The organism is Yersinia sp. 1252 StPb PI (genome assembly GCF_048593885.1).
In the GTDB taxonomy this organism is placed as follows: domain Bacteria; phylum Pseudomonadota; class Gammaproteobacteria; order Enterobacterales; family Enterobacteriaceae; genus Yersinia; species Yersinia enterocolitica_E.
Genome location: NZ_JAZGQE010000068.1, coordinates 1 through 22,913 on the forward strand (window position 1 = coordinate 1; position 22,913 = coordinate 22,913).

A 22,913-nucleotide genomic window follows, 5' to 3' on the forward strand; every position below is an offset into this window, starting at 1 on the left:
ATAATAATATGTTATTACTTTTAGTTATGGATTATGGTTTAACATTATTTTATCTCGCAAACTCAATCAGTAATGATATCCACTGTGTTCATTCCATAAAACAACAGGATATCTTGCCGATGTTGATACCGACTACTTTGCTATGCTCCCGGTCCGATACCGCACTACCTACCCTTGTCACTGACTCGCTCCCGGTTTATAGCCAAACGGTGCTTACAACCTCTTTATCGTTAACCTGGGCGCGTTGCTGTCCCTAACGGAGGTCATCATGGTGCAATTTCGACAACAGGATAATGCCCATTGGTATCATGAAACTCAACGCAGCGGTAACCCGGAGATCTACGCCGCCCCCGTCACCGACGAGAGTTACAGTGCTAATAGTTGTAATGGCGATAATCTGCTGACAAATGAGAACAGCATTGAACAGGGTATCTTTTTGCTTGGCTTAGCCGACACTATTCCCGCCCGATTAGATGACCCGTTACGCCAGCATGCGGCGATTTTGTCTGCCTCAGATGCAATGTATCAGGCACTTTTCCCGCTCACTGTCGAGCTGAACCGAGACCACACATTTTCACTGTATGACCGCTTAAGTACCGCGCTGACGGTGGCACAAGTTACCGGGGTTCAACGGTTGTGCAGCCATTATGCCGCCCGCCTGACGCCACTTTCCAGCCCGGACGCATCGCGGGAAAGTAATATGCGACTGACACAGATAACCCAATATGCCCGTCAACTGGCCAGTCAGCCGACATTAATTGATAAGCATGCTTTGCAACAACTCGCTGATGTAGGTTTAACCGCTACAGATATTATCGTTTTATCGCAGATTATTGGTTTTGTTAGTTATCAAGCCAGAGTAGTGGCAGCCCTTGGTGCACTCGCTGGATATCCTACGGTAATATTGCCCGGTTTTCCGCGCATGGAAGATGCTCCCGCAGGCTTGATAGCGTCATCTGTAGCGCAATGGCAAGGTTGGTTACCCTCAGAGATCATTTCATCTGAGCCATCGTCAGATGAAACAGAGATAACCCTCAGTGAGTTGCTGCAACAACATCAACAAAGTCTGCTCGCGTACCGCACCATTATCACCCGGCAACATTATCCTCTGTTGCTGCCACCTGATTGGCTGGCATTGGTGGCGTTGGTGACTGCGCGCATCAATGGCAGTCGCTACTGTCTGGCTATCCATAAACACCAATTGCAGCAATTAACCCCTAACACCACATTGATAACGGCACTTGACGCGGGGATTGATAACGCTTTGGCGACTCAATCTGATGAGCAGATTATCCACTGGCTTATCTATGCCGCAGCCGAGCTGACTCGCGCGCCAGAACGCTTTAGTCATCAACATATCAGTCCATTGTTAGCTCTGGGTGTCAGTAATCAGCAACTGGTGAGTATCATCTTCGACACCGCCGCAGCCGGATGGACCAACCGGTTAAGACAAACGCTGGGGCAAGCTGTTTGATACTCACCCGCAATTGCGGATTGCAGTGTTTTAGTGGGTAGCCAACCACACTTTAGCGACATCAAAAAAGTGCTGGGCCAGCGGTGTAACTCGCCCTGGTTCAGCCACCACGACAGCAGCATGCCGACTCATCTTCACAATATCCACCGGCCGCCGTTGCAGGTCAGGTGACATATCCTCAAGTAGACTGCCCTGCGGGAACAAGCCACAACCTAAACCGACAAAGATGCCTTGTAATAACTGAAAGATAGAAGTGCTTTCCAGCCGCACATGCAGCGACAGACCGGCATCACGAAAACTGTTATCCAGATAACGGCGGAAGTAACGGCTGGGTTCAGCCAGGCAGAGCGGCAGTTGTGCCACTTGGGTCAGTGTCAGCGGCTCAGTCCCGATCAAATCAGGGAAATGTCCGGGGTGAAACACCAGGTCAATGCCCCCGTCAACTAGCGGTTGTACCTGAAAATGCAGCTCATTCAAGGTGGTCAATTCAAAAAAACCAATGCCCACATCGACCGAGTGACCGGTTAAAGCTTCCAGTAATTGGTCAGCACTTAACACTGAAACACGGTAATCCAGGTGGGGATAGCGTTCACTGGCACTTTTAAGTAATAGTGCCAACGAGATACTGCATTGTGGTACTACACCAATACGCAGCGTGCCGTTTAAACCATGTTTAAGGGACTCCACCTCTAACTTTAGCCCTTGATAGACAGAGACAATCTCTCTGGCCCAGGCTAATACGCGCTCACCTTCGGCGGTAAATCCTTCGAAATTATTACCCCGGTTTATCAGTGCCACCCCCAGTTCCCGCTCCAGGTTTTTCAGACGCATCGACAATGTTGGCTGGCTGACAAAGCTGGCCTCAGCCGCACGACCAAAATGGCGCTCGCGCTCCAGATTACAGAGATAAACCAGTTGCTTGATATCCATACAGATACTCAGATTGTCATGATTCTATCCAGTATACCATCGTCCCTTTGTGGCATGTTTTGCCGTGCTGGCCTTTTTCGCGCGAAAAATTTACACAGCTATCTGATCCAGATCCCATTTCATCTTTCAACTCAGGCATTTTACTGATTAACATTTGAACGAAATTTGGATAATTTCAGATTATTCACAATAACCACAATATTGAATTGTTTATTCACTCACATATGACCATATAAACCATTAACCAATCAAATAGCAGAATATATCACCAAATAAAATCAGTTCAGCTTTTAATCAAAACAAAAAATCGTCAAACAGCTAAAACATAAACGTTAATACTGCATAACATTTGTAACATGGTCGCATAGCCCTGCTTGAGATATATGTAACAGAATATTGCAAAAGCCTTGTCTCGTTGACAAAGATAGTGAACATTAACCGCCGCTAAACATCTTATAACAATGCAAAAGGATGCCGATTCGCGCATTCACTTTTGTCTCTCCCACCATTTATGGTCGGTAGTGAAAAACAGAGGTCCCCGTGTCAACAGCAAACAACAGTCAACAGCCACCCAACAGTGAGCAACCCGAAAGCATCAGTATGAATGCTTTCAAACAACCAAAAGCATTTTACCTGATCTTCTCTATCGAGCTTTGGGAGCGCTTTGGTTATTACGGCCTGCAAGGGATCATGGCCGTCTATCTGGTAAAAATGCTCGGGATGAGCGAAGCCGACTCCATCACCTTGTTCTCATCCTTCAGTGCACTGGTCTATGGCTTTGTGGCCATCGGTGGCTGGTTAGGCGATAAGGTACTCGGTGCCAAACGTGTCATCGTGCTTGGTGCATTAACGCTGGCAGTCGGTTATGCCATGATTGCCTACTCGGGCCATGACATTTTCTGGGTTTATCTGGGTATGGCGACCATTGCGGTTGGTAATGGTTTGTTCAAAGCCAACCCCTCCTCTCTGCTGTCAACATGCTATAACAAAGATGATCCGCGTTTAGACGGCGCATTCACCATGTACTACATGTCCGTCAATATCGGTTCATTCTTCTCTATGCTGGCCACCCCATGGTTAGCGGCGAAGTATGGCTGGAGCGTCGCATTCTCACTGAGCGTAGTGGGTATGTTGATCACCTTGGTAAACTTCTGGTTCTGCCGTAAATGGGTAAAAAATCAAGGTTCAAAACCTGACTTTGCACCACTACAGATTAAAAAGTTACTGATGGTATTGGTGGGTGTGGTTGCACTGGTCACGCTGTCAAGCTGGTTGCTGCATAACCAAATAGTGGCACGTTGGGCGTTGGCATTAGTATCTCTGGGCATCATCTGTATCTTTGCCAAAGAGACCTTCTCTCTGCATGGTACTGCCCGCCGCCGAATGATTGTGGCATTCTTACTGATGCTGGAAGCGGTGGTGTTCTTTGTGCTGTATAGCCAAATGCCAACGTCGCTGAACTTCTTTGCTATTCATAACGTTGAGCATTCAATCTTTGGTATTACCTTCGAACCAGAACAGTATCAGGCGCTGAACCCGTTCTGGATCATGGTAGCCAGCCCAATACTGGCGGCTATCTATAATAAGATGGGTGACCGCCTGCCAATGCCACACAAGTTTGCTTTCGGTATGGTGCTCTGCTCTGCGGCCTTCCTGGTTCTACCATGGGGTGCCAGCTTCGCCAACGAACATGGCATTGTGTCCGTTAACTGGTTGATCCTGAGCTACGCATTGCAAAGTATCGGGGAACTGATGATTTCGGGCCTGGGCCTGGCGATGGTTGCGCAGTTGGTACCTCAGCGCTTGATGGGCTTCATCATGGGTTCATGGTTCCTGACGACGGCAGCAGCAGCCCTGATCGCCGGTAAAGTTGCAGCATTAACTGCGGTGCCAAGTGATATTACTGATGCCCATGCATCACTGGCAATCTATAGCCATGTATTTATGCAGATTGGTATTGTCACTGCCATTATCGCAGTATTGATGATGCTCACCGCACCAAAACTGTATCGCATGACTCTCGCACCAACAGAGAGTAATAAAGCGACCCCAGTAACCGCCGCATAATTGCCCGGCAGGATAAAGCACGCGTGCCAGGTGCTTTATCCTGCCAACTCCCACGTAAAACTCAGACAGCCTGTCGTTTGGCGAGAATAAGTCCTAAATTCAATACTTATTTATCAGACCATACCGCCAACTGATAGCCATCCGGGTCGGTAAAGTGGAAACGACGCCCGCCGGGGAAAGTAAATATCGCCAGCACAATAGAGGCTCCCGCTTCTTCCAACCGTTTTTGCGTCTGTTCAAGATCATCAGCATACAGAATGATTAACGGCCCACCGTTGGGCTGAACGTCACTCAGGGTGGTGAAGCCGCCGGTCAGTCGGCCATCGGTAAACTCACAATATCCTGGGCCATAGTCAGTAAAGCGCCAATTGAATACCTTGCCATAGAAATCCTTCGAGCGGGCAATATCACCGACGGCAAACTCTATGTTGTCAATTCGACTATCATTTCCCTGAATACCCATAAACGGCTCCTGTTTAAAAATACCTGATTAATTCACTGATTCATCTTAAACATTTACTAAGATGATGAATATCACTCGCCTTATCAATGATAACTTCGTCACATTATTTGTGCGCAAAAAATAAACTATACTGATAACAGACCGCACAGCGTTAACCCCATTTTGAGCGATATCAGAATGAAACCCGTCTGTTATTTGCGGTCAATAACCGGCAAGGAGGTGATTTATGATAAACCATGTATGGGGGCTTCTGACCCGTCCTAGTCAGGAATTGCAGCAAATTAAACGCGAGGGGGAAAGTGTCCGCCACCTGTATGCCCATCACGTCCTTTTAATGGCTGCCATTCCCGTGATTTGCGCGTTTATCGGCACCACACAAGTGGGCTGGAACTTTGGTGATGGTCAGATAATAAAACTGGCGCCCCTTACCGCACTCTATTTTGCCATTATTTTCTATGTTTTGATTTTGGCGGCGGTAGCTCTCATGGGACGAGTGATTTATTGGATGGCCCGCCGCTATGAGAGCCGGCCCAGTTGGCAAAGCTGTACCTTATTCGCCGGTTATGCCGCAACGCCCATGTTTTTAGGTGGCGTGGTTGCCCTCTACCCGATTATCTGGTTGTGCTTATTGGTTGGCATCATTGCACTCTGCTATGCAGGCTACCTGATGTATTTGGCGATCCCCACCTTCTTAAATATAGACCGACAAGAAGGTTTTATCTTCTCCGGTTCCACATTTGCCATCGGCGTGCTGGTATTAGAGTTACTCCTTGGTCTGACTGTATTGCTGTGGGGTTACGGTTCACGGCTATTATGACCTCCAAACATTCCCTTCGTTAACACCGCTCCTGATAACATGTACAGAGAGCGGTGGCTGTTACTCCGTTGGTTCTCGCTTTATTAGCTTTGACTGGGGCTAATATCAGGCTTTTATGGTGATTAATGTCGCCCAGATCGCAATCTCTTACATCCACACGCAGGATAAGGTTGTACACTGAGTAAGACTGATGCAAACAAGGCGAAAAAAATGAAAAGGCTAACATTAAAAGAAATGACCGAAAGTGAGCAACGTGACGTCAAAACGCAACTCGATAGAGCCAGAATAAATTTAGGAAGGGCTTTAACCAATTCAGAACAGAATAAAGTAAGAGAAGAAGCAATAGATAAAATCATGAACGCTCGGGAACAAGTCGCCAAGTTAACCCGCGTAGAAAGAAAAACCAAAAAAACCGCACCAAGTACTACCACTTTTAGCTGGTCCGCATCGATCAGCACTCGCCCACCACGGTAACTGATTTCCACTGCCTGATAATAACAGACAGGGATTACCTACAGCGGTGGATACTCACTGCTGTAGGACAACACTTTATTTCTGCGACTAATTTTATTTCCCGCACAATTATATTACACCGCTAGCAGCATTTTTCCCCCGCCTGCCTTAGGATTAAGGAAGCTTTTTTCTTTCAGTGATCGATTAAGGAGTTTGTGATGAAATTGTTCTATAAACCCGGTGCCTGCTCTCTGTCTCCACATATTGTATTACGTGAAGCAGGGTTAGATTTTAGTATTGAGAGTGTCGATCTGGTGGCCAAAATAACTGAAACGGGTGAAGACTATTTAAGCATCAGCCCAAAAGGACAGGTACCCGCCTTGGTACTGGATGATGGCAGCCTGCTCACTGAGGGTGTTGCTATCGTGCAATATCTGGCAGATATGGTGCCAGACCGCCACCTGATTGCCCCATCAGGGACTCTTTCCCGCTATCATGCCATTGAGTGGCTAAACTTCATTGCGACTGAATTACATAAAGGTTTCAGCCCACTGTTTAACCCGAAAACACCGGATGACTATAAAACGATCGCACGTGAGCGGCTGAATAAACAATTCAGTTATGTAGACAGCGTATTAGCACAACACGATTATCTGTTAGGCAAAAAATTCAGCGTGGCTGATGCCTATTTATTTACTGTCACTCGTTGGGCGAGTGCGCTGAAACTTGATATTACCCAGCGCAGTAATTTGGATAAATATATGGGCCGTGTAGCAGAACGCCCAGCCGTTAAAGCCGCATTAGCCGCAGAAGACGTTAAGAAATAAGTCATTTGATTAATTAGAGTGCCCCTCCATTAAGGGGCACTGTATAGCAGGGATTATAACTTGATGGCAGAGAATTTACTGACGGGATTAACAATTCCATCCTGAGCGGCGACAACCTGAAGTTCATACTCACCCATCTCCTGAGTTTTCAGCATCACTTCATATACAGCGGCAGTAACATGCTCCAGTGCCTTATCCAGTGCTTCACCTTTCAGCAAGTTCACCAGCAATAAACCACTGGTCAAATCACCCACACCGACCGGTTGGCGGGCACCAAAGTCCACCAGCGGACGACTGATATGCCATGCCTCATCGGCCGTGACTAATAACATTTCAAAGCAGTCAGCATGATAACCGGCGCGGCTTAGGTGCTTAACTAACACAACTTTTGGCCCTTGGGCGCAGAGATCACGAGCAACCTTAACGGCCTGTTCGACACTTTCAACCCGCACACCACTAAGCTGCTCCAGTTCAAGCAGGTTCGGTGCAATGATATCGCTGGCAGGCAAGGCTTCTTTACAGAAGAACTCTGCCACCCCTGGGGCGACGATACAGCCCTTCTCTGGATGCCCCATGACCGGATCACAAAAATACCAGGCATTCGGATTGGCTTGTTTTACGCGTGCAACCGCAGCCAGAATATGACCGCCCTGTTCGGGTGAACCGATATAACCACTTAATACCGCATCACAATCTTTCAGCCGATCAATATCGGCAATGCCTTGTACTATCTCAGTCAAATGGCTGGCGGGCATCACACAACCGGTCCAGTGACCATATTGCGTATGGTTGGAAAACTGGACGGTATTCAGCGGCCAAACATTGACCCCCATTCGGCGCATAGGAAATTCAGCAGCACTATTACCCGCATGGCCAAAAACAACGTGAGACTGAATCGAAAGTATATTTTTCATTGGAACGGCCTAAAGTTAAGGGCACCCATGCCCACTTTGTAATACAGCGCTGACCGGAATAAAACATCAGCTAACAAAACATTAGCCAAAAAATAAGGGGCATTGCGGCCCCTTATCTTATTTCATTCTTATAGCCAGCTAATCAGGCAATAATGTTTTTTGCCACGACGCAATAAGGTATAGCGCCCAAACAGGCGATCAGCATCGGTAAAGATGTATTCTGGGTCTGCCTGCTTTTCACCATTAATGGCGACAGCATTAGAACCAATCATAGTACGCGCCTGCCCACGAGAAGGGACCAACTCAGCATTAACCAATGCCTGTTGTAAATCAGCATCGCGGCCCAGTTCAATTGTCGGCATGCCATCTTGTGCCAACTGAGCAAAGTCGGCTTCGGTCATCTCATTTAAATCACCGGAGAATAAGCTCGCGGTAATACGTTTGGCGGCAGCAAGGCCTTCTGCACCATGGACCATGCCGGTGACATTTTCGGCCAGAACATACTGCGCACGTGGCGCTTTGCCGCTGTTTTTATCTTCTTCTTCCAGCGCGTTAATTTCTTCCATACTCATGAAAGTAAAGAACTTCAGGAAACGATAAACATCGGCATCTGCGGTGTTAATCCAGAACTGGTAGAATTTGTAAGGGCTGGTCTTCTTCGGATCAAGCCATACCGCACCACCTTCGGTTTTACCAAATTTAGTGCCGTCAGCTTTAGTAATTAATGGCACGGTCAGGCCATAAACTTGCTGCTGATGGAGGCGGCGTGTCAAATCAATACCAGAGGTAATATTACCCCACTGATCAGAGCCGCCGATTTGCAGCGCCACACCGTGAGCTTTATTCAGGCAAGCGAAATCATAAGCTTGTAACAGGTTATAGGAAAACTCAGTAAACGAAATCCCACTGTCATCGCGATTCAGGCGTTGCTTAACCGCTTCCTTATTGATCATCTGATTAACAGAGAAGTGCTTGCCAATATCACGCAGGAAGGTCAGCACATTCATGCCACCAAACCAATCGTAGTTATTGGCCGCAATAGCACTGTTTTCACCGCAATCAAAATCGAGGAATGGCGAAACCTGACGGCGGATTTTCTCCACCCATTCGTTAACCGTATCTTCCGTATTCAGTTTGCGTTCGCTGGCCTTGAAACTTGGATCACCAATCATACCGGTAGCGCCGCCGACCAGCGCCACGGGACGATGCCCAGCCAGTTGGAAACGCTTCAGGCACAACAACGGAACCAGATGACCCAAATGCAAGCTGTCTGCGGTAGGATCGAAACCGCAATACAGTGAAATTGGCCCTTGCGCCAGTCTCTCTGCTAACGCGTCTTCATCCGTAACCTGGGCAACGAGGCCCCGCTCTTGCAATTGTTTAATCAGGTTGCTGCTGGTCATCAACGACTCCATTGTTTTTCACAAAAAATTGTCTTTTACAAAAATTATCTTTTACCAGGAAAAGAGGATTTATACCCAAAGAACTTGGTGTTGCAGCCAGGCAGCAAGCAAATAAATCCCACTGAGCTTACTCAAATAAGAAATAAGCGATTCGGGTGACAAATCTGCTTGCCGTGGCCTCGCAGAGGCGAGACTCAGGGGTGGGCCGAGTAACGAACGTAAAAACACCCCTGCGGCTTCAAGTACGAAGGGTATAGAATAAAGCGCCCGTCACACGAGCGCTAGGCTTAACCACAATTATTTCATCGTTCTCAAGGGGCTAAACGGTCAATTTTCCATGCATCTGCTTGCCGTTGATAAATAAAACGGTCATGCAAGCGATGCTCACCGCCCTGCCAAAACTCCACAGAGTCAAACTTAACGCGGAATCCGCCCCAAAAACTGGGTAACGGCACGTCACCATGCTGGAATTTTTGCTTTAACTCGAGGAACTTACTTTCCAATACACCACGAGCAGAAATACGCGATGATTGTTGAGAAACCCAGGCACCAATCTGGCTATCTTTCGGGCGGGAACTGAAATACTTCAGCACTTCAAGGGTTGAAAGCCGTTCTGCGGTTCCGAGGAAAATGACTTGCCGGTCTAACATATGCCAAGGGAACAACAGACTAATATGTGGATTTTCAGCCAGTTGCTGCGCTTTGCGGCTGCCCAAATTGGTATAGAACACCATGCCCTGATCATCATAATGCTTCAGCAGCACAATGCGCTGATAAGGTTGGCCATCGGCAGCTACCGTAGCCACACACATAGCTGTTGGATCAGGCAAACGCGCTTCACAGGCCTGTTTTAACCAACGTTCAAATAAGTCCAGTGGGTTTTCGGTTAAATCACTGCGACGCAAACCGCCGCGAATATATTCACGACGTAGATCTGCAACATCAAATTCATTCTTGTCAGTCATATAAGCTCTGTAACGCGCAGGAAAGCAGTGACTATTATTCTGCCCTTGCAGAGCAAGAATCACAATCACTCAGAGCAGACAACGGCCTGATTACTTGATCAAAACACAGTCATTGATAATGACTTTTCCATCACGCTCAACAAAAGCACTATTTCCTTTCGACCAGAAGCTATAGTGGCCGTCGCTATATTTAGTGCCGGAAGCTGCACGCACCTGAGGTAAGGTCAACTGTTCACCATCTAACACCAAATTGACTTTATCTTGGCGGTTGTCCTGAGCAACGGTCAGCCGGGTTGTGCCACACTGATAATGCAACGTTTCACTTTTAGGTTGAACCAGACTGCATCCTGCCAACATCAATACTGCTGTTACGCCAAATACTGAAGTTGCAACAAATAAGTGTTTCATTATGTCGTCCTCGTTGATGGAATAAGGCACCGTACCCTATGGCAGCTTAACACCCTCAGCGTGACGATACAGGATAGACTGCTCCTAAAATGGTTTCGCAACTGGCTCCGGTCACCGATGGCAAATTACCCGATTTACCGGACAACGTCCGAAATGCCAGCCAGGCAAACGCCAGAGCCTCCATATCGTCGCCACTCACACCAAAATTGTCAGTTACGCACACCTCCGTCCCCGGTAACAAGGTTGACATCCGTGACATCAGCAACGGGTTACGCGCCCCGCCGCCACACACCAACAGCCGCTCACAGCCCCCTGCCAACTGCACCTGCTCGGCGATTGATAGCGCAGTTAACTCTGCCAACGTTGCTTGAATATCTTCCGGTTTCAGCCCCGGCACCTTCGCCAATTGCTTATCCAACCACCCGGCATTGAAATATTCGCGCCCGGTACTTTTTGGGGCAGGTTTGGCAAAATAGGGATCACTGAACATCAGCTCAAGCAGCGGTTGATTAACTTGCCCCGACAGTGCCCAGCACGCATCTTTATCATAGGGTAAGGCACGATTACGCCAGATCCAGGCATCCATCAACATATTGCCAGGCCCGGTATCAAACCCCCGCACCGGCAAATCGGGTAATAGCATAGATAAATTAGCAATACCGCCAATGTTCAGTATCATGCGCCGCTCGGTGGCATGGGCTAGTAAAGCATGGTGGAAAGCGGGCACCAAAGGTGCACCTTGCCCGCCATAAGCCATATCACGGCGGCGGAAATCCCCAACAGTAGCAATGTTTGTCAACGCTGCAATACGATTATTATCACCTAATTGTATTGTAAACGCCGGTTCACCGAGCGGTTCATGCCACACCGTTTGCCCATGACAGCCAATGGCGGTAATGTCCTGTGCGCTAAGGCCTTCTTTTGCCAGTAAGCCCTGCACCGCTTGCGCAAACAAGATACCCAGTTGGGCATCAAGCTTACCCACTGCGGACAAGGTCGTAGACTGGCCCTGACACATGCCGAGAATATCTTTTTTCAGCTGTAGCGGCATTGGATGACTATAGCTGGCCTGCTGGGCTACCATACGCTCATCAATGGCAGCTAACACCACATCAATCCCATCCAGACTGGTTCCTGACATCACTCCAATAAAACGGCCTGATTTCATAGCAATGACCTTATTCCCTCATTCAGGGACAAAATAGCAATAAGACTTTCCACAAGCCAAGTCAGAATAATAAAATTAACACCCTGAAAAGATATACTTTTTAAAGTGTATACCGCTATAGGAGCCTGTCCTAAACGCTACTTTTTATTTGTAGGAAAGGTCACATAAAAGTCACTCTTACTGACATTTTCATTTATCGCAGTGATATTTCTTACTTTAAGAAAGTTAAACTGCCGTTTAATATTCGTTGAAGTATAAACCGCTAAGCTGCGTACCCATCGATGGTGGTCGAAAAATTAAGCAGAAAGTTAAAATAAGTAAGTAGTGAAATAAACATTTGGGTAAGCCATACTTTGTGCAAATATCGGCCTTGTGCAAATACTGGGCCATCAATGGACTGGATTTGGATATCCCTGGCATACTGAACCGTAATACGGTTGTGCATTTTTAATAGGAGTTTTTATGATCAAGCCACTAATCGCCGTTGCTATCGCTGCGGTTACTCTGACCGGTTGTGCCAATAATAGCACCCTGTCCGGTGATGTCTTCAGCGCATCCGAAGCCCGACAAGTACAAACTGTGACTTACGGTACCCTACTATCCGTACGCCCAGTCACTATTCAGGGTGGCGATGAAAACAATGTTATGGGTGCCATTGGCGGTGCAGTCCTGGGTGGTTTCCTTGGTAATACTGTTGGTGGTGGCACTGGTCGTAGCCTGGCAACTGCAGCAGGTGCTGTTGCGGGTGGTATGGCAGGGCAAGGTGTTCAGGGCGCAATGAACCGCACCGACGGCGTGCAACTTGAAGTCCGTAAAGATGACGGCACAACCATTCTGGTGGTGCAAAAACAAGGCCCAACTCGCTTTAGCGTCGGTCAGCGCGTGATGCTAGCGAGCAGTGGTAGCACCGTTACCGTTAGCCCACGCTAATAACTCTGCTATTACTGTCTTCAGGTAAAAGCCAGAGTTCGTAATGAACTCTGGCTTGTTTTACTAAAATATTTCTTTCTGCTGTGAATAGAGTCGTAAATCTTTATTATTACTTGCTTTGTAATTGGTTAATATTGCTCTCAAGCTTATTAATCAGACCAGATAGCAATTCAATCTCATCTGTTGAAATCCCCCCAAGAATTTCTTTACGGGTGGAACATATGACTCCATCAACCGTATCTATTATCGGTGAAGACTGCTCCGTCAGTTTTATCCTCTTCGCACGACGATCATTTGCGCAGGTATGCCGTGTGATTAAACCTTTCTCCTCCAGTTGATCTAAGGTTCTAACCAATGATGGTTGTTCGATACCAATCGCTTTTGCCAGTTGAATTTGTGACTGTTCAGGCGGTAAACGATTAATGTTATGCAAGGTAACCCAATGCGTTTGAGTTAACTCCAGCGGCTTCAACCGATGGTCGATAAGCGCGCGCCAAGCGCGAACTAATCGTGCTAAATCAGATCCTAATGTCGATTCCAATTGCCCCTCCTTTTAATTAGCGTGCTAGCATAACTCCCAGAGTCCCGTCTATTTTGGGTAATTAACATTAAAAACACAAATGTATATATACCGTCGATGCTAGGGTAATAGCAATAAATACGGCGAATCCTTTAGAAAAAATGATGTTTTGGCTAAAAATACCTATTAAGGATTAACCTTATGTATGTATCAGTGTTACCCATAAACGCACCTCTTACAGACTTGGTTATAGGTGCCTCAATCTATTTCCCGCCGATGTTTAAGGCGGTTATGCTAGGTTTGGTGTTTTGGCTATTGATCCATCATGTCCTACGGAATTGGATCTACTCTGGTGACATCTGGCATCCAATATTAATGGATCTGTCAATTTTTGTCATTGCGGTCAGCGTTTCTTTATGGATATTAGCCAGTTGGTAAATTGATATGAATCATCAGTCTCTTAAATATTTCTCCTCTGTCATTGTCTTCGCTCTCGCACTTTGTGCGGGTTGGTGGATGTGGAACTACTACATGCAATCACCCTGGACTCGCGATGGTAAAGTCCGGGCTGAATTGGTCAGCATCACCCCGGAAGTGTCGGGCCGACTGGTTAAAATAGTAGTTCATGATAACCAGTTGGTAAGCTCGGGTAGCTTATTATTTGTGATTGACCCACAACCCTACCAACTGGCACTGGATAACGCGCAAGCCGCTTTAGTGAAGGCGCAAGCTGACCTGGCTAAAGCGAATCATGAAGCAGAACGTCGGCGAAATTTACCGAAAAACATCATTTCTGGTGAAGATCTCGACATTGCCAACTTAACCGCCGATAGCATGAAAGCGGCCTACCAGGGCGCGGTGGCGAATGTCGAACAAGCGAAATGGAATCTCAGCAAAACCCGTATTTATGCGCCGACCGATGGTTATATAACCAACTTGCAAACACGGGTGGGTAACTATGCTACCGCCGGCATACCATTAGTCGCGCTAATCGATACCAATTCATTCTATGTGATGGGCTATTTCGAAGAAACCAAGTTGAAACATATTAGAGAAGGTAATAAAGCCAAGATTGTTTTGTATAATGGCAACATTCCTTTACGCGGCGTAGTCGAAAGTATTGGTCGTGCTATTTATGACCAAAGTGTTGATAGCAGCGGTGACTTATTGGTAGATGTAAAACCTAATGTTCCTTGGGTACGGCTGGCCCAACGGGTTCCGGTAAGAATCAAACTGCTGGATGTCCCAGCCGATGTCACCCTTATTGCGGGCACCACCTGCACTATTTCACTGGTTGACTAAACGATGCGTATCTCCTTCCCCCTGTGGCACCAGACCCCATGGGGTAAAGCCAATGCCGGTCAGTGGCGTTATGCATTGCGTAATTCATTGGCAATGTGCTTATCACTGTGGATTGCCTTTGCGCTGAATTTAGATGAGCCTTACTGGGCAATGACCTCCGCTGCAGTGGTGAGTTTCCCCACCGTCGGCGGGGTCATCAGCAAAAGTATTGGTCGCATCATCGGCAGCTTACTGGGGGCGGCCGCATCCGTGGTAATTGCCGGCCATTGCCTGAATGACCCCTGGCTGTTTACCTTTGCAATTGCAGCCTGGATTGCCCTTTGTACTTTTGTCTCCAATCACTATCAAAATAATGTTTCTTATGCGTTTGCGTTAGCCGGTTATACCACCGCAATTATTGCCTTTTCTACGGTCAACACCGCTGGCACCCAGCAAATTTTTGATATCGCGCAAGCCCGAGTGTGTGAAGTGATTACCGGTATTCTTTGTGGTGGCCTGATGATGATGCTGATGCCGAGCACCTCCGACGGCGAAGCATTACTGACCTCACTGCGCCGCATGCAATCTCGCTTACTGGAACATGCCGAGTTATTGTGGCAAACCGATCATAACCCCCAGCTACGTGCCTCACATGAAGGGGTAATTGGCCAGATTCTGACCATGAATGTACTGCGGATCCAGGCCTTTTGGAGCCATTACCGCTTGCGGCGGCAAAATAACGTCTTGAATTTTATTTTGCATCGTCAATTACGTATAACCAGTGTAATTACCAGTTTACGGCGCATGTTGCTTAACTGGCCAACGCCACCGGAGAACCTGACACCAGTGCTATCACAGTTGCTACAAACACTACAGCGACCCGATTGCGATAAATATCAGTTGGCCAAAATACTGCAACAAATCGCCCCGCATGATGAGTTCGACTATCGACACCGCGCCTTCTGGTTACGATTACAGCATTTTTGTTGGTTATATTTGCAAGTGAATCGTTGGCTGACACAGTTGGATAAAGAATCGGCCAGCGACCTGCCACAACCGCCACCAGTAACCGCGCTGGCTCGCCATACCGATACTTATGAGGCCGCCTATAACGGGCTGCGAACCTTCGTGTGTATTGTTATTGGTTGTGCATTTTGGATAAATACGCAGTGGAGTTCGGGCAGTGCTGCACTGGCATTGGCCGCGGTAAGTTGCGTGCTCTACTCCGCAACCCCGTCGCCAACCGACAGTATTGCTACACTATTGAAAGCCATTGTTCTGCTTTCTATCGGCTGCTTTATTCTTAAGTTTGGTGTGATGGTACAGATTGATGATTTCTGGCAATTTGCTGCCGTACTGTTCCCCATTTTAATCACCATGCAGATGATGAAACTACAGCATCCGGCCTATGCTTCATTGTGGGGACAATTGATTGTCTTTATGGGTTCTTTCCTAAGTGTAACCAACCCGCCGAGCTATGATTATCAAGAGTTCCTTAATGATAATATTGGTAAATTAGTCGGCGTAATGTTAGCAGGTGTTGCTTTTCAGCTATTGCGCCCCAGTTCTGATAAACGCAAAAGTCGACGTATCATTCGGATGCTCCGCCGCGATTTCATTGATCAGATCAGTAGCCATCCACAACAGAGCCAGAATCAATTCGAATCACTGATTTACCATCGAATTAACCAACTCAATCTCAGTAAAGATCAGTCAGCTCGCCTGTGGCTGCTGCGTTGGGGGATGGTATTGCTCAATTGTAGCCATGTGGTCTGGCAATTACGTGATTGGCAAACCACCTCTGCACCCTTGTCAGCAGTACGGGACGTTTGTATTCACTGCCTGAAGGGGTGTATGGCCGAAAAAGGTGTGCAACCCAGTTCGTTACTCGCAACATTGCAGGAGTTACAACGAATGAGTGCTATTTTGGCTCAATACCCCGATGCCTCTGGGCGGGAACTGGCGGGGCTGATTTGGCGATTATATTGCTCACTGACACAACTGCAACTGGCCCCTCCTGCCGAGGAAAACAAAACTGCGCCAGCCTGAGGCTTACTGGCGCAGAAAAGAAGCTTAAGGCACGTCATAACCCAGTGCAGCACGACGAATGCGGAACCACTGCTGGCGCGTCATCGTCAAGGAGAGTGATGCCCATGCGGCTTTAACCCGCTCTATCTTGCCAGAGCCAATAATCGGCAGCGGTGCTGACGGCAAACGTAGCACCCAGGCATAAACCACTTGCTCAATGCTTGCTGCACCGACTTCGTCAGCTACCGCCTGCAACTCATCACGTAATGCCTGGTACTCCGGGTCGCTGAACAACCTACCGCCACCGAGACAAGACCATGCCATGGGTTTGATACGCAGTTGCTGGCAGGCATCGAGCGTACCATCGACAATAGCAGGCTGATGCAGCGGCGAAATCTCTACCTGATTCGTGACCAGCGAGAATGGCAGGCGTGATTGCAGTAAATTGAATTGCGCAGGGGTAAAGTTTGACACACCGAAATATTTTACTTTGCCGCTTTTGTGCAGTTGGGTGAAGGCTTCTGCCACCTCATCGGCATCCATCAACGGGTCCGGTCGGTGAATCAGCAGTAAATCAAGATAATCAGTGTGCAAATGGGCCAATGATTGCTCAGCACTTGCAATGATATGTGAACTATCCGTAATGTAGTGCCCCAACGCATGTTCCGGTTTAGCCGTGGTGGCAATGCCACATTTACTCACCAGCTCCAGTTGGTCACGCAAGGACGGTTTAAGCCGTAAGGCCTGGCCAAATGCTTGTTCACACTGATAACCGCCGTAAATATCAGCATGATCCGCCGTAGTAATACCCAACTCAATGTGTTGCTCGATAAAAACCAACAACTGCTCAGGCGTCATGCCCCATTCCATCAGCCGCCAATAACCGCAAATCATACGTGAAAATTCAGGTCCAAGCGGAGCCAGTTGGCTACGTGTATCCATTATTAGCTACCTCATCTGTTTATCTACCTATAAGCATACACAACCGGCGGTAAGGTTAAATCCTCCCTGAACCATCAATTCAAGGTCAAACGGGGGCTTAGCGGTAAAATAGCCAGAAATGGTAAAGTTTAAGACCGATTAAGCGCGAATTAGAATAAGGAAGGTTGTTCTGGTAACGGCTCATCGACTTGTTTGTTACCACGCTGCAAGCGCAGTAGACGTTGGCGGCATAAACGCAATACATCCCGTTTCTGCGGGTCACTCATTTTCATCCAATTAAAGCGCTCATCCCTGCTACGCAGGCAGCCACGGCAAAAGCCACGGTCATCTGTTTGGCAGATGCCACGGCACGGACTGGGAATGTCGAAAAACTCAAGTTGCTGAGACACGCTGCCTCCTGCGGCTGATACCTTAATTGAAGACTGCTTCACCGCAGCTGGCAAGTCCAATTTGTTTACGGTTGTAAAAATCCGCTATCAGCGCCGAGGCGCGGCCCTTAACCGCTAAGGTTATCTTAAGTTTCATTCGATACCATTCAGGTAATTAGTGAACTGTAGGATTCCATTTTCACAATGAATGTTCGATATAAGTTACAGTGTAACAGTCTAAGTTTTATCCTGGCCAGTGCACTCTTTTTCACTCTGGGTCATAACGCACTGTTTATTGCGAAAGCCTGGTCGCTGATCCATTTTGACAGCAGTGACAGTTACTTCTTCGCCGCGACAATTCCGGTGGTGATATTTTGCGCACTGAACATCATATTTAGTCTGTTAGCTGTGCCCTTTCTGCATAAGCCAATCATTATTCTATTGCTGTTGGGCAGCGCGGCGGCAAACTATTTTATGTTTAGTTATGGTGCCGTCATTGACGCCAATATGATGCAAAATGCCTTTGAAACCAACTCACAAGAGGCGGCCGCTCTTTTCACTCCCCGTATGGCCCTATGGCTACTGGTGGCGGGTATTATTCCTGCGACCCTGGTCTGCTTTGCCCGTATTCGGGTCAGCCGCCCATGGTGGTATATGTTGGGGCTGCGCGCAGCAAATATTTTGATATCAGCAGTGATTATTCTGTTGGTTGCTGCCCTGTTTTATAAAGATTATGCATCGTTGATTCGTAATAATAAAAACATCGTTAAAATGTTAACCCCATCCAACTTTGTCAGTGGCAGTTTTCAATTCACTAAACACAAATATTTCACCCGTAATCTGCCACTGGTAACACTCGGTGAAGATGCCCATAAAGGCCCATTGATTAGTGGGCAACAAAAGAAAACGCTGGTCATTCTCGTGGTCGGTGAAACTGCCCGTGCAGAGAATTTCTCCTTGGGCGGTTATGGGCGAGAAACCAACCCGAACCTAAAAAAACAAGATGTTACCTATTTCAGCAAAGCATCATCCTGCGGGACTGAAACTGCGGTGTCGGTACCTTGTATGTTCTCGAATATGGCGCGCAAAAATTATGATGCCACCCTCGCCAGTCATCAGGAGGGCTTAATGGATATTCTTGCCCACGCTGGCTTGAATGTCTTATGGCGCGAAAATGACGGGGGTTGTAAAGGTGCCTGCGATCGCATTCCACATCAGGATGTTACCCAATTGCAGCTCACCGCCGATTGCGAGAACGGGGTCTGTTTAGATAACGCATTACTGTATAAATTAGATAATTATATTAATGGGCTACAAGGTGACGGTGTCATTGTCTTACACCAAATGGGCAGCCACGGGCCGGCTTATTATCGCCGCTCAACCCCAGAGATTCGCCAGTTTTCCCCTACCTGTGATAGCAACCAAATTCAGGATTGCACCCCACAGGAATTGGTAAATACCTACGATAACTCTATTCTTTATACCGATGCGATGTTGGGTAACACCATTAAGTTATTGCAACAACACAATAATAACTTTAACACTGCGCTGGTCTATCTCTCTGATCACGGTGAGTCATTAGGCGAAAATGGTATGTATTTGCACGGTACCCCTTATATGTTCGCCCCAAGTCAGCAGACACATATACCATTTCTAATGTGGCTATCACCTGAATATACAAAAAACTATGGCATTGACCGTCAGTGCTTATCATCCAGTGCACAACATGATGAAATATCACAAGATAATCTGTTCCATACCTTATTGGGCATGATGAATATTCAAACCAGTGAATACCAATCAGAACTAGATTTACTACAGAAATGCCGAACCCAGGGCGAAAGAATCAGTCAAAAAAGTCCGTAAAGAGTTAATACCTGATAGTGAGTTTGATGCCAGCGTTTCCCTCCGCTGGCATTTTTTTTCTTGACCTAGACCGATTGGTCTATTACGCTTTGCGACATGAACAAAATACAGCACACACACATAGACACCCGTGAACATCTGTTAGCAACCGGTGAGAGCCTTAGCCTGCGTCTTGGCTTTAATGGTATGGGTCTCAGCCTGTTACTGACCACGGCAGGCATACCGAAAGGCTCGTTTTATCACTATTTCCGTTCTAAGGAAGTTTTTGGTGAAGCGATGCTACAGCGTTATTTTGATCGTTACGACGCTGAAATGGAAAGCCTGCTCACCCATTCACAAGGTGATATGCGCCACCATTTGTTGCACTATTTTGCTCAAGCTATTGCTAACTATTGTGGCAGTGAATGCCACAATGCTTGTCTGGCGGTGAAACTATCAGCAGAGGTAAGTGACTTATCCGAACCTATGCGCCATGCATTGGATATCGGCACTGCCCGTGTGATTGGTCGGTTGCAAGATGCCATTGAAGCCGCTATTGCTGAAGGCTCGCTGCGCATTACGCTCTCACCGGCGGCAACCGCTGAAACACTGTATGCCTTGTGGCTCGGTGCTTCACTGCGGGCTAAAGTGAAACGATCGGTTGCTCCGCTGACCTGTGCGCTAGAAAGTATCGAACTGATTCTACAACCAACCCCATAATCCAATGATTCTGAAGCTAACACCTTTGTTTTTCAGAATTTACCCAGTTGCTAGTTGACTGGTCTATTAATATAGGACGCACCATGAAGACTGCTAAACTGTTCTCCCCTTTGAAAGTTGGCGCGCTCACATTGCCAAACCGCGTATTTATGGCTCCGCTAACGCGCTTGCGCAGCATTGAGCCAGGTGATATTCCAACTCCTCTGATGGCTGAATATTACCGTCAACGGGCCAGCGCCGGTTTGATTATTACCGAAGCCACCCAGATTTCTTTCCAGGCGAAAGGCTATGCGGGTGCTCCAGGGTTACACACTCAGGAACAGTTAAACGCATGGAAAAAAATCACGCAGGCGGTGCATGAAGACGGTGGACATATTGCTGTACAGTTATGGCATGTCGGCCGTATCTCGCACAACAGTTTGCAGCCAGGTCAGCAAGCGCCGGTAGCACCTTCAGCCATTGCCGCGGATACCCGCACCACCGTGCGCGATGAAACGGGAGCCTGGGTACGCATTCCCTGCTCCACCCCACGCGCCCTGGAAACAGAAGAGATCCCTGGCATCATTAATGATTTCCGCCAGGCAACAGCGAATGCCCGTGAAGCTGGCTTTGACTATATTGAATTGCATGCTGCCCACGGCTACCTGCTGCATCAATTTATGTCTCCGGCATCCAATCAACGTACCGACCAATACGGCGGTAGTATTGAAAACCGTACCCGTCTGACATTGGAAGTGGTTGATGCAACAGTAGCCGAATGGGGCGCTGAACATATTGGTATTCGTATTTCACCATTGGGGCCATTCAACGGCTTGGATAATGGCGAGGATCAGGAAGAGGCTGCGTTGTACCTCATTGACGAGTTGAACAAACGTCATATTGCTTATCTGCACATGTCAGAACCCGACTGGGCGGGTGGTAAGCCTTACTCCGACGCATTCCGTGATGCCGTGCGCGCCAAATTCAAAGGTGTGATTGTGGGTGCCGGTGCATACACGGCTGAAAAAGCTGAAGAGCTCATTGATAAAGGGTTTATTGATGCTGTCGCCTTTGGCCGTAGCTATATTTCTAACCCGGATCTGGTAACCCGCCTGCAACAACAGGCTCCGTTGAATGAACCAGATGGTGATACCTTCTATGGCGGTGGCGCAAAAGGTTATACCGACTACCCAACTCTGTGATTCGCCCGTAAATTAAATCATTAAATAACAGCCAGTTAGATTAACCCTCTGACTGGCTGTTTTGTTTATGGCTACAGGTGAGATAACACAAAGAATGGCGCAATCGCCCCCACTACGGATGATGTAATACAACCCCCTATCGACTTGAGTATTTAGTGATTCATTTCGAATTCTTTGGAAACAAGATAAAGCCATTGATTTTGTAAAAAATGACGAGTAGAAACAGAGGAATACTTACAGGGAGGATAACATGGACAGTGCTATTATTGCTGTTTTAACCATCAGTGGAGTGATAGCTTTAGGGGCTATGTCTCCAGGGCCGAGTTTCATCCTTGTTGCGCGAACGGCAATGTCATCCTCACTTAAAAATGCTTTAGCCGTTGCTTTAGGCATGGGCACCGGGTGTGCATTCTTTGCCTTGGTCGCTCTGCTTGGTTTGCAATCTTTGCTACTCACCGTACCTTGGCTATATATGTCACTTAAAATCGGCGGCGGTTTTTATCTCATTTATTTAGCCTTTAAAATGTTTTTCGCGCCTAAAAAAGCAATAAAATTTGAACCCGAGGTTGGCGGACAAACAAGTCTGTCTCGTTCATTTTATATCGGGCTTATTACACAAATTAGTAATCCTAATACAGCACTGGTTTTTGGCGGCATATTTGCCGCAATCCTTACTCAGAATATCGTGGGCTGGATATATATTGTGTTACCTGTTCTGGCATTCTTGATTGACCTCATTTGGTACGCAATCGTCGCTTGTGTCCTGTCCGCCCCGGTACCAAGAAACTATTATATGCGTTTCAAAATATATTTTGACCGTATTGGTGGTTTGGTCATGGCGCTGCTAGGCATCAAACTGATATTTCAGAAGTGACGGTACTCCCCGACACTCAACCGTAAATTAACAGATTGTTTTTTAATGATATTATTTAACATGCAGATGACTAACCACAAGAACGCATAGCGGGAGAGTCGATTAAATTGATCTTCATATCATGGCAAAAAACACGATACTACCCGCAATAACACTCAATACGCCTACTGTGATTAATATACGTATCCATTTAGCACCGTAGCTTAAAGAATAGATTGCTTCAACCACGAAGAGTATTATCGAAAATAAAAAAGAAAATAGGCTTACCAATAAATTAAATAAAGCTTCTGCTATCGCTACAACTAAAGAGTCCATTTAATGATTCATCCATAAGA

The 22,913-nt window shown here is 47.2% G+C and carries 23 protein-coding genes; 13 read left to right on the top strand and 10 right to left on the bottom strand.

What is annotated here, in order from left to right:
* The first annotated feature begins 268 nt into the window (after positions 1 to 268).
* Positions 269 to 1,474 (top strand): CMD domain-containing protein, encoded by a 1,206-nt coding sequence (locus tag V2A85_RS11820; protein ID WP_420071512.1) that lies wholly within the window; start codon positions 269 to 271, stop codon positions 1,472 to 1,474.
* Between the two features lie 30 nt (positions 1,475 to 1,504).
* On the opposite strand, the gene V2A85_RS11825 is transcribed toward V2A85_RS11820, so the two are convergent.
* Positions 1,505 to 2,404, bottom strand: a complete 900-nt coding sequence (locus V2A85_RS11825) for a LysR family transcriptional regulator (protein WP_420071513.1) — start codon at positions 2,402 to 2,404, stop codon at positions 1,505 to 1,507.
* A gap of 540 nt (positions 2,405 to 2,944) precedes the next feature.
* On the opposite strand from V2A85_RS11825, the gene dtpA reads away from it, so the two are divergent.
* Positions 2,945 to 4,471: a dipeptide/tripeptide permease DtpA gene (gene dtpA, locus V2A85_RS11830; RefSeq protein WP_372569223.1), complete on the top strand. Its 1,527-nt coding sequence runs from the start codon at positions 2,945 to 2,947 to the stop codon at positions 4,469 to 4,471.
* Between the two features lie 106 nt (positions 4,472 to 4,577).
* On the opposite strand, the gene V2A85_RS11835 is transcribed toward dtpA, so the two are convergent.
* Positions 4,578 to 4,934, bottom strand: coding sequence for a VOC family protein (locus tag V2A85_RS11835; RefSeq protein WP_083158757.1), 357 nt, complete (start codon positions 4,932 to 4,934; stop codon positions 4,578 to 4,580).
* Between the two features lie 226 nt (positions 4,935 to 5,160).
* Between V2A85_RS11835 and V2A85_RS11840 the strand changes: the two genes are divergently transcribed.
* The 3 genes from V2A85_RS11840 to gstA all read left to right on the top strand — a co-directional run bounded on the left by V2A85_RS11840 (position 5,161) and on the right by gstA (position 7,031).
* Positions 5,161 to 5,751 (top strand): Yip1 family protein, encoded by a 591-nt coding sequence (locus V2A85_RS11840; protein ID WP_420071514.1) that lies wholly within the window; start codon positions 5,161 to 5,163, stop codon positions 5,749 to 5,751.
* A 210-nt stretch (positions 5,752 to 5,961) separates the two neighbouring features.
* The gene (locus V2A85_RS11845; RefSeq protein ID WP_005184457.1) at positions 5,962 to 6,225 is read left to right on the top strand and encodes a DUF3811 domain-containing protein; all 264 of its coding nucleotides are present in this window, start codon (positions 5,962 to 5,964) and stop codon (positions 6,223 to 6,225) included.
* A 197-nt stretch (positions 6,226 to 6,422) separates the two neighbouring features.
* Positions 6,423 to 7,031: a glutathione transferase GstA gene (gene gstA, locus V2A85_RS11850; protein ID WP_083158755.1), complete on the top strand. Its 609-nt coding sequence runs from the start codon at positions 6,423 to 6,425 to the stop codon at positions 7,029 to 7,031.
* Between the two features lie 53 nt (positions 7,032 to 7,084).
* On the opposite strand, the gene pdxY is transcribed toward gstA, so the two are convergent.
* From pdxY to anmK, 5 genes are all read right to left on the bottom strand, one after another.
* Positions 7,085 to 7,945 carry a pyridoxal kinase PdxY gene (pdxY, locus tag V2A85_RS11855; protein WP_372559105.1) on the bottom strand — a complete coding sequence of 287 codons (861 nt, stop codon included), beginning with the start codon at positions 7,943 to 7,945 and terminating at the stop codon, positions 7,085 to 7,087.
* A gap of 128 nt (positions 7,946 to 8,073) precedes the next feature.
* Entirely contained in the window at positions 8,074 to 9,348 is a 1,275-nt protein-coding gene (gene tyrS, locus V2A85_RS11860) for a tyrosine--tRNA ligase (RefSeq protein WP_372559106.1), read from the bottom strand.
* A gap of 311 nt (positions 9,349 to 9,659) precedes the next feature.
* Complete coding sequence (gene pdxH, locus V2A85_RS11865) at positions 9,660 to 10,313, bottom strand: pyridoxamine 5'-phosphate oxidase (RefSeq protein ID WP_372559107.1); 654 nt, start codon at positions 10,311 to 10,313, stop codon at positions 9,660 to 9,662.
* 90 nt (positions 10,314 to 10,403) lie between these two features.
* Complete coding sequence (locus V2A85_RS11870) at positions 10,404 to 10,721, bottom strand: MliC family protein (RefSeq protein WP_372559108.1); 318 nt, start codon at positions 10,719 to 10,721, stop codon at positions 10,404 to 10,406.
* 55 nt (positions 10,722 to 10,776) lie between these two features.
* Complete coding sequence (anmK, locus tag V2A85_RS11875; protein WP_083158750.1) at positions 10,777 to 11,889, bottom strand: anhydro-N-acetylmuramic acid kinase; 1,113 nt, start codon at positions 11,887 to 11,889, stop codon at positions 10,777 to 10,779.
* Between the two features lie 462 nt (positions 11,890 to 12,351).
* On the opposite strand from anmK, the gene V2A85_RS11880 reads away from it, so the two are divergent.
* Positions 12,352 to 12,819 carry a glycine zipper 2TM domain-containing protein gene (locus V2A85_RS11880; protein WP_083158749.1) on the top strand — a complete coding sequence of 156 codons (468 nt, stop codon included), beginning with the start codon at positions 12,352 to 12,354 and terminating at the stop codon, positions 12,817 to 12,819.
* A gap of 109 nt (positions 12,820 to 12,928) precedes the next feature.
* On the opposite strand, the gene slyA is transcribed toward V2A85_RS11880, so the two are convergent.
* Positions 12,929 to 13,360, bottom strand: a complete 432-nt coding sequence (slyA, locus tag V2A85_RS11885) for a transcriptional regulator SlyA (RefSeq protein ID WP_083158748.1) — start codon at positions 13,358 to 13,360, stop codon at positions 12,929 to 12,931.
* Positions 13,361 to 13,540: 180 nt separating this feature from the next.
* On the opposite strand from slyA, the gene V2A85_RS11890 reads away from it, so the two are divergent.
* The 3 genes from V2A85_RS11890 to V2A85_RS11900 are packed head-to-tail and all read left to right on the top strand — an operon-like array spanning position 13,541 to position 16,669.
* Positions 13,541 to 13,777, top strand: a complete 237-nt coding sequence (locus tag V2A85_RS11890) for a DUF1656 domain-containing protein (protein WP_083158747.1) — start codon at positions 13,541 to 13,543, stop codon at positions 13,775 to 13,777.
* Between the two features lie 6 nt (positions 13,778 to 13,783).
* Positions 13,784 to 14,641: an efflux RND transporter periplasmic adaptor subunit gene (locus V2A85_RS11895; protein WP_372559109.1), complete on the top strand. Its 858-nt coding sequence runs from the start codon at positions 13,784 to 13,786 to the stop codon at positions 14,639 to 14,641.
* Between the two features lie 3 nt (positions 14,642 to 14,644).
* Positions 14,645 to 16,669, top strand: coding sequence for an FUSC family protein (locus V2A85_RS11900; RefSeq protein ID WP_420071515.1), 2,025 nt, complete (start codon positions 14,645 to 14,647; stop codon positions 16,667 to 16,669).
* A gap of 24 nt (positions 16,670 to 16,693) precedes the next feature.
* Here V2A85_RS11900 and V2A85_RS11905 read toward each other — a convergent pair whose 3' ends face one another.
* Both V2A85_RS11905 and V2A85_RS11910 read right to left on the bottom strand, forming a co-directional pair.
* Positions 16,694 to 17,590, bottom strand: a complete 897-nt coding sequence (locus V2A85_RS11905; protein WP_420071516.1) for an aldo/keto reductase — start codon at positions 17,588 to 17,590, stop codon at positions 16,694 to 16,696.
* Between the two features lie 149 nt (positions 17,591 to 17,739).
* Positions 17,740 to 17,979, bottom strand: coding sequence for a DUF1289 domain-containing protein (locus V2A85_RS11910; RefSeq protein ID WP_372559112.1), 240 nt, complete (start codon positions 17,977 to 17,979; stop codon positions 17,740 to 17,742).
* A 183-nt stretch (positions 17,980 to 18,162) separates the two neighbouring features.
* Here V2A85_RS11910 and eptA point away from each other — a divergent pair, with 183 nt between their 5' ends.
* The 4 genes from eptA (at position 18,163) to V2A85_RS11930 (ending at position 22,578) form a co-directional block, all read left to right on the top strand.
* Positions 18,163 to 19,824, top strand: coding sequence for a phosphoethanolamine transferase EptA (gene eptA, locus V2A85_RS11915; RefSeq protein ID WP_372559113.1), 1,662 nt, complete (start codon positions 18,163 to 18,165; stop codon positions 19,822 to 19,824).
* A gap of 96 nt (positions 19,825 to 19,920) precedes the next feature.
* Positions 19,921 to 20,523: a TetR/AcrR family transcriptional regulator gene (locus V2A85_RS11920; protein ID WP_420071517.1), complete on the top strand. Its 603-nt coding sequence runs from the start codon at positions 19,921 to 19,923 to the stop codon at positions 20,521 to 20,523.
* Positions 20,524 to 20,606: 83 nt separating this feature from the next.
* Positions 20,607 to 21,704 (top strand): alkene reductase, encoded by a 1,098-nt coding sequence (locus V2A85_RS11925; protein ID WP_420071518.1) that lies wholly within the window; start codon positions 20,607 to 20,609, stop codon positions 21,702 to 21,704.
* A 250-nt stretch (positions 21,705 to 21,954) separates the two neighbouring features.
* Positions 21,955 to 22,578 (top strand): LysE family translocator, encoded by a 624-nt coding sequence (locus tag V2A85_RS11930; RefSeq protein ID WP_420071519.1) that lies wholly within the window; start codon positions 21,955 to 21,957, stop codon positions 22,576 to 22,578.
* Positions 22,579 to 22,913 lie beyond the last annotated feature (335 nt).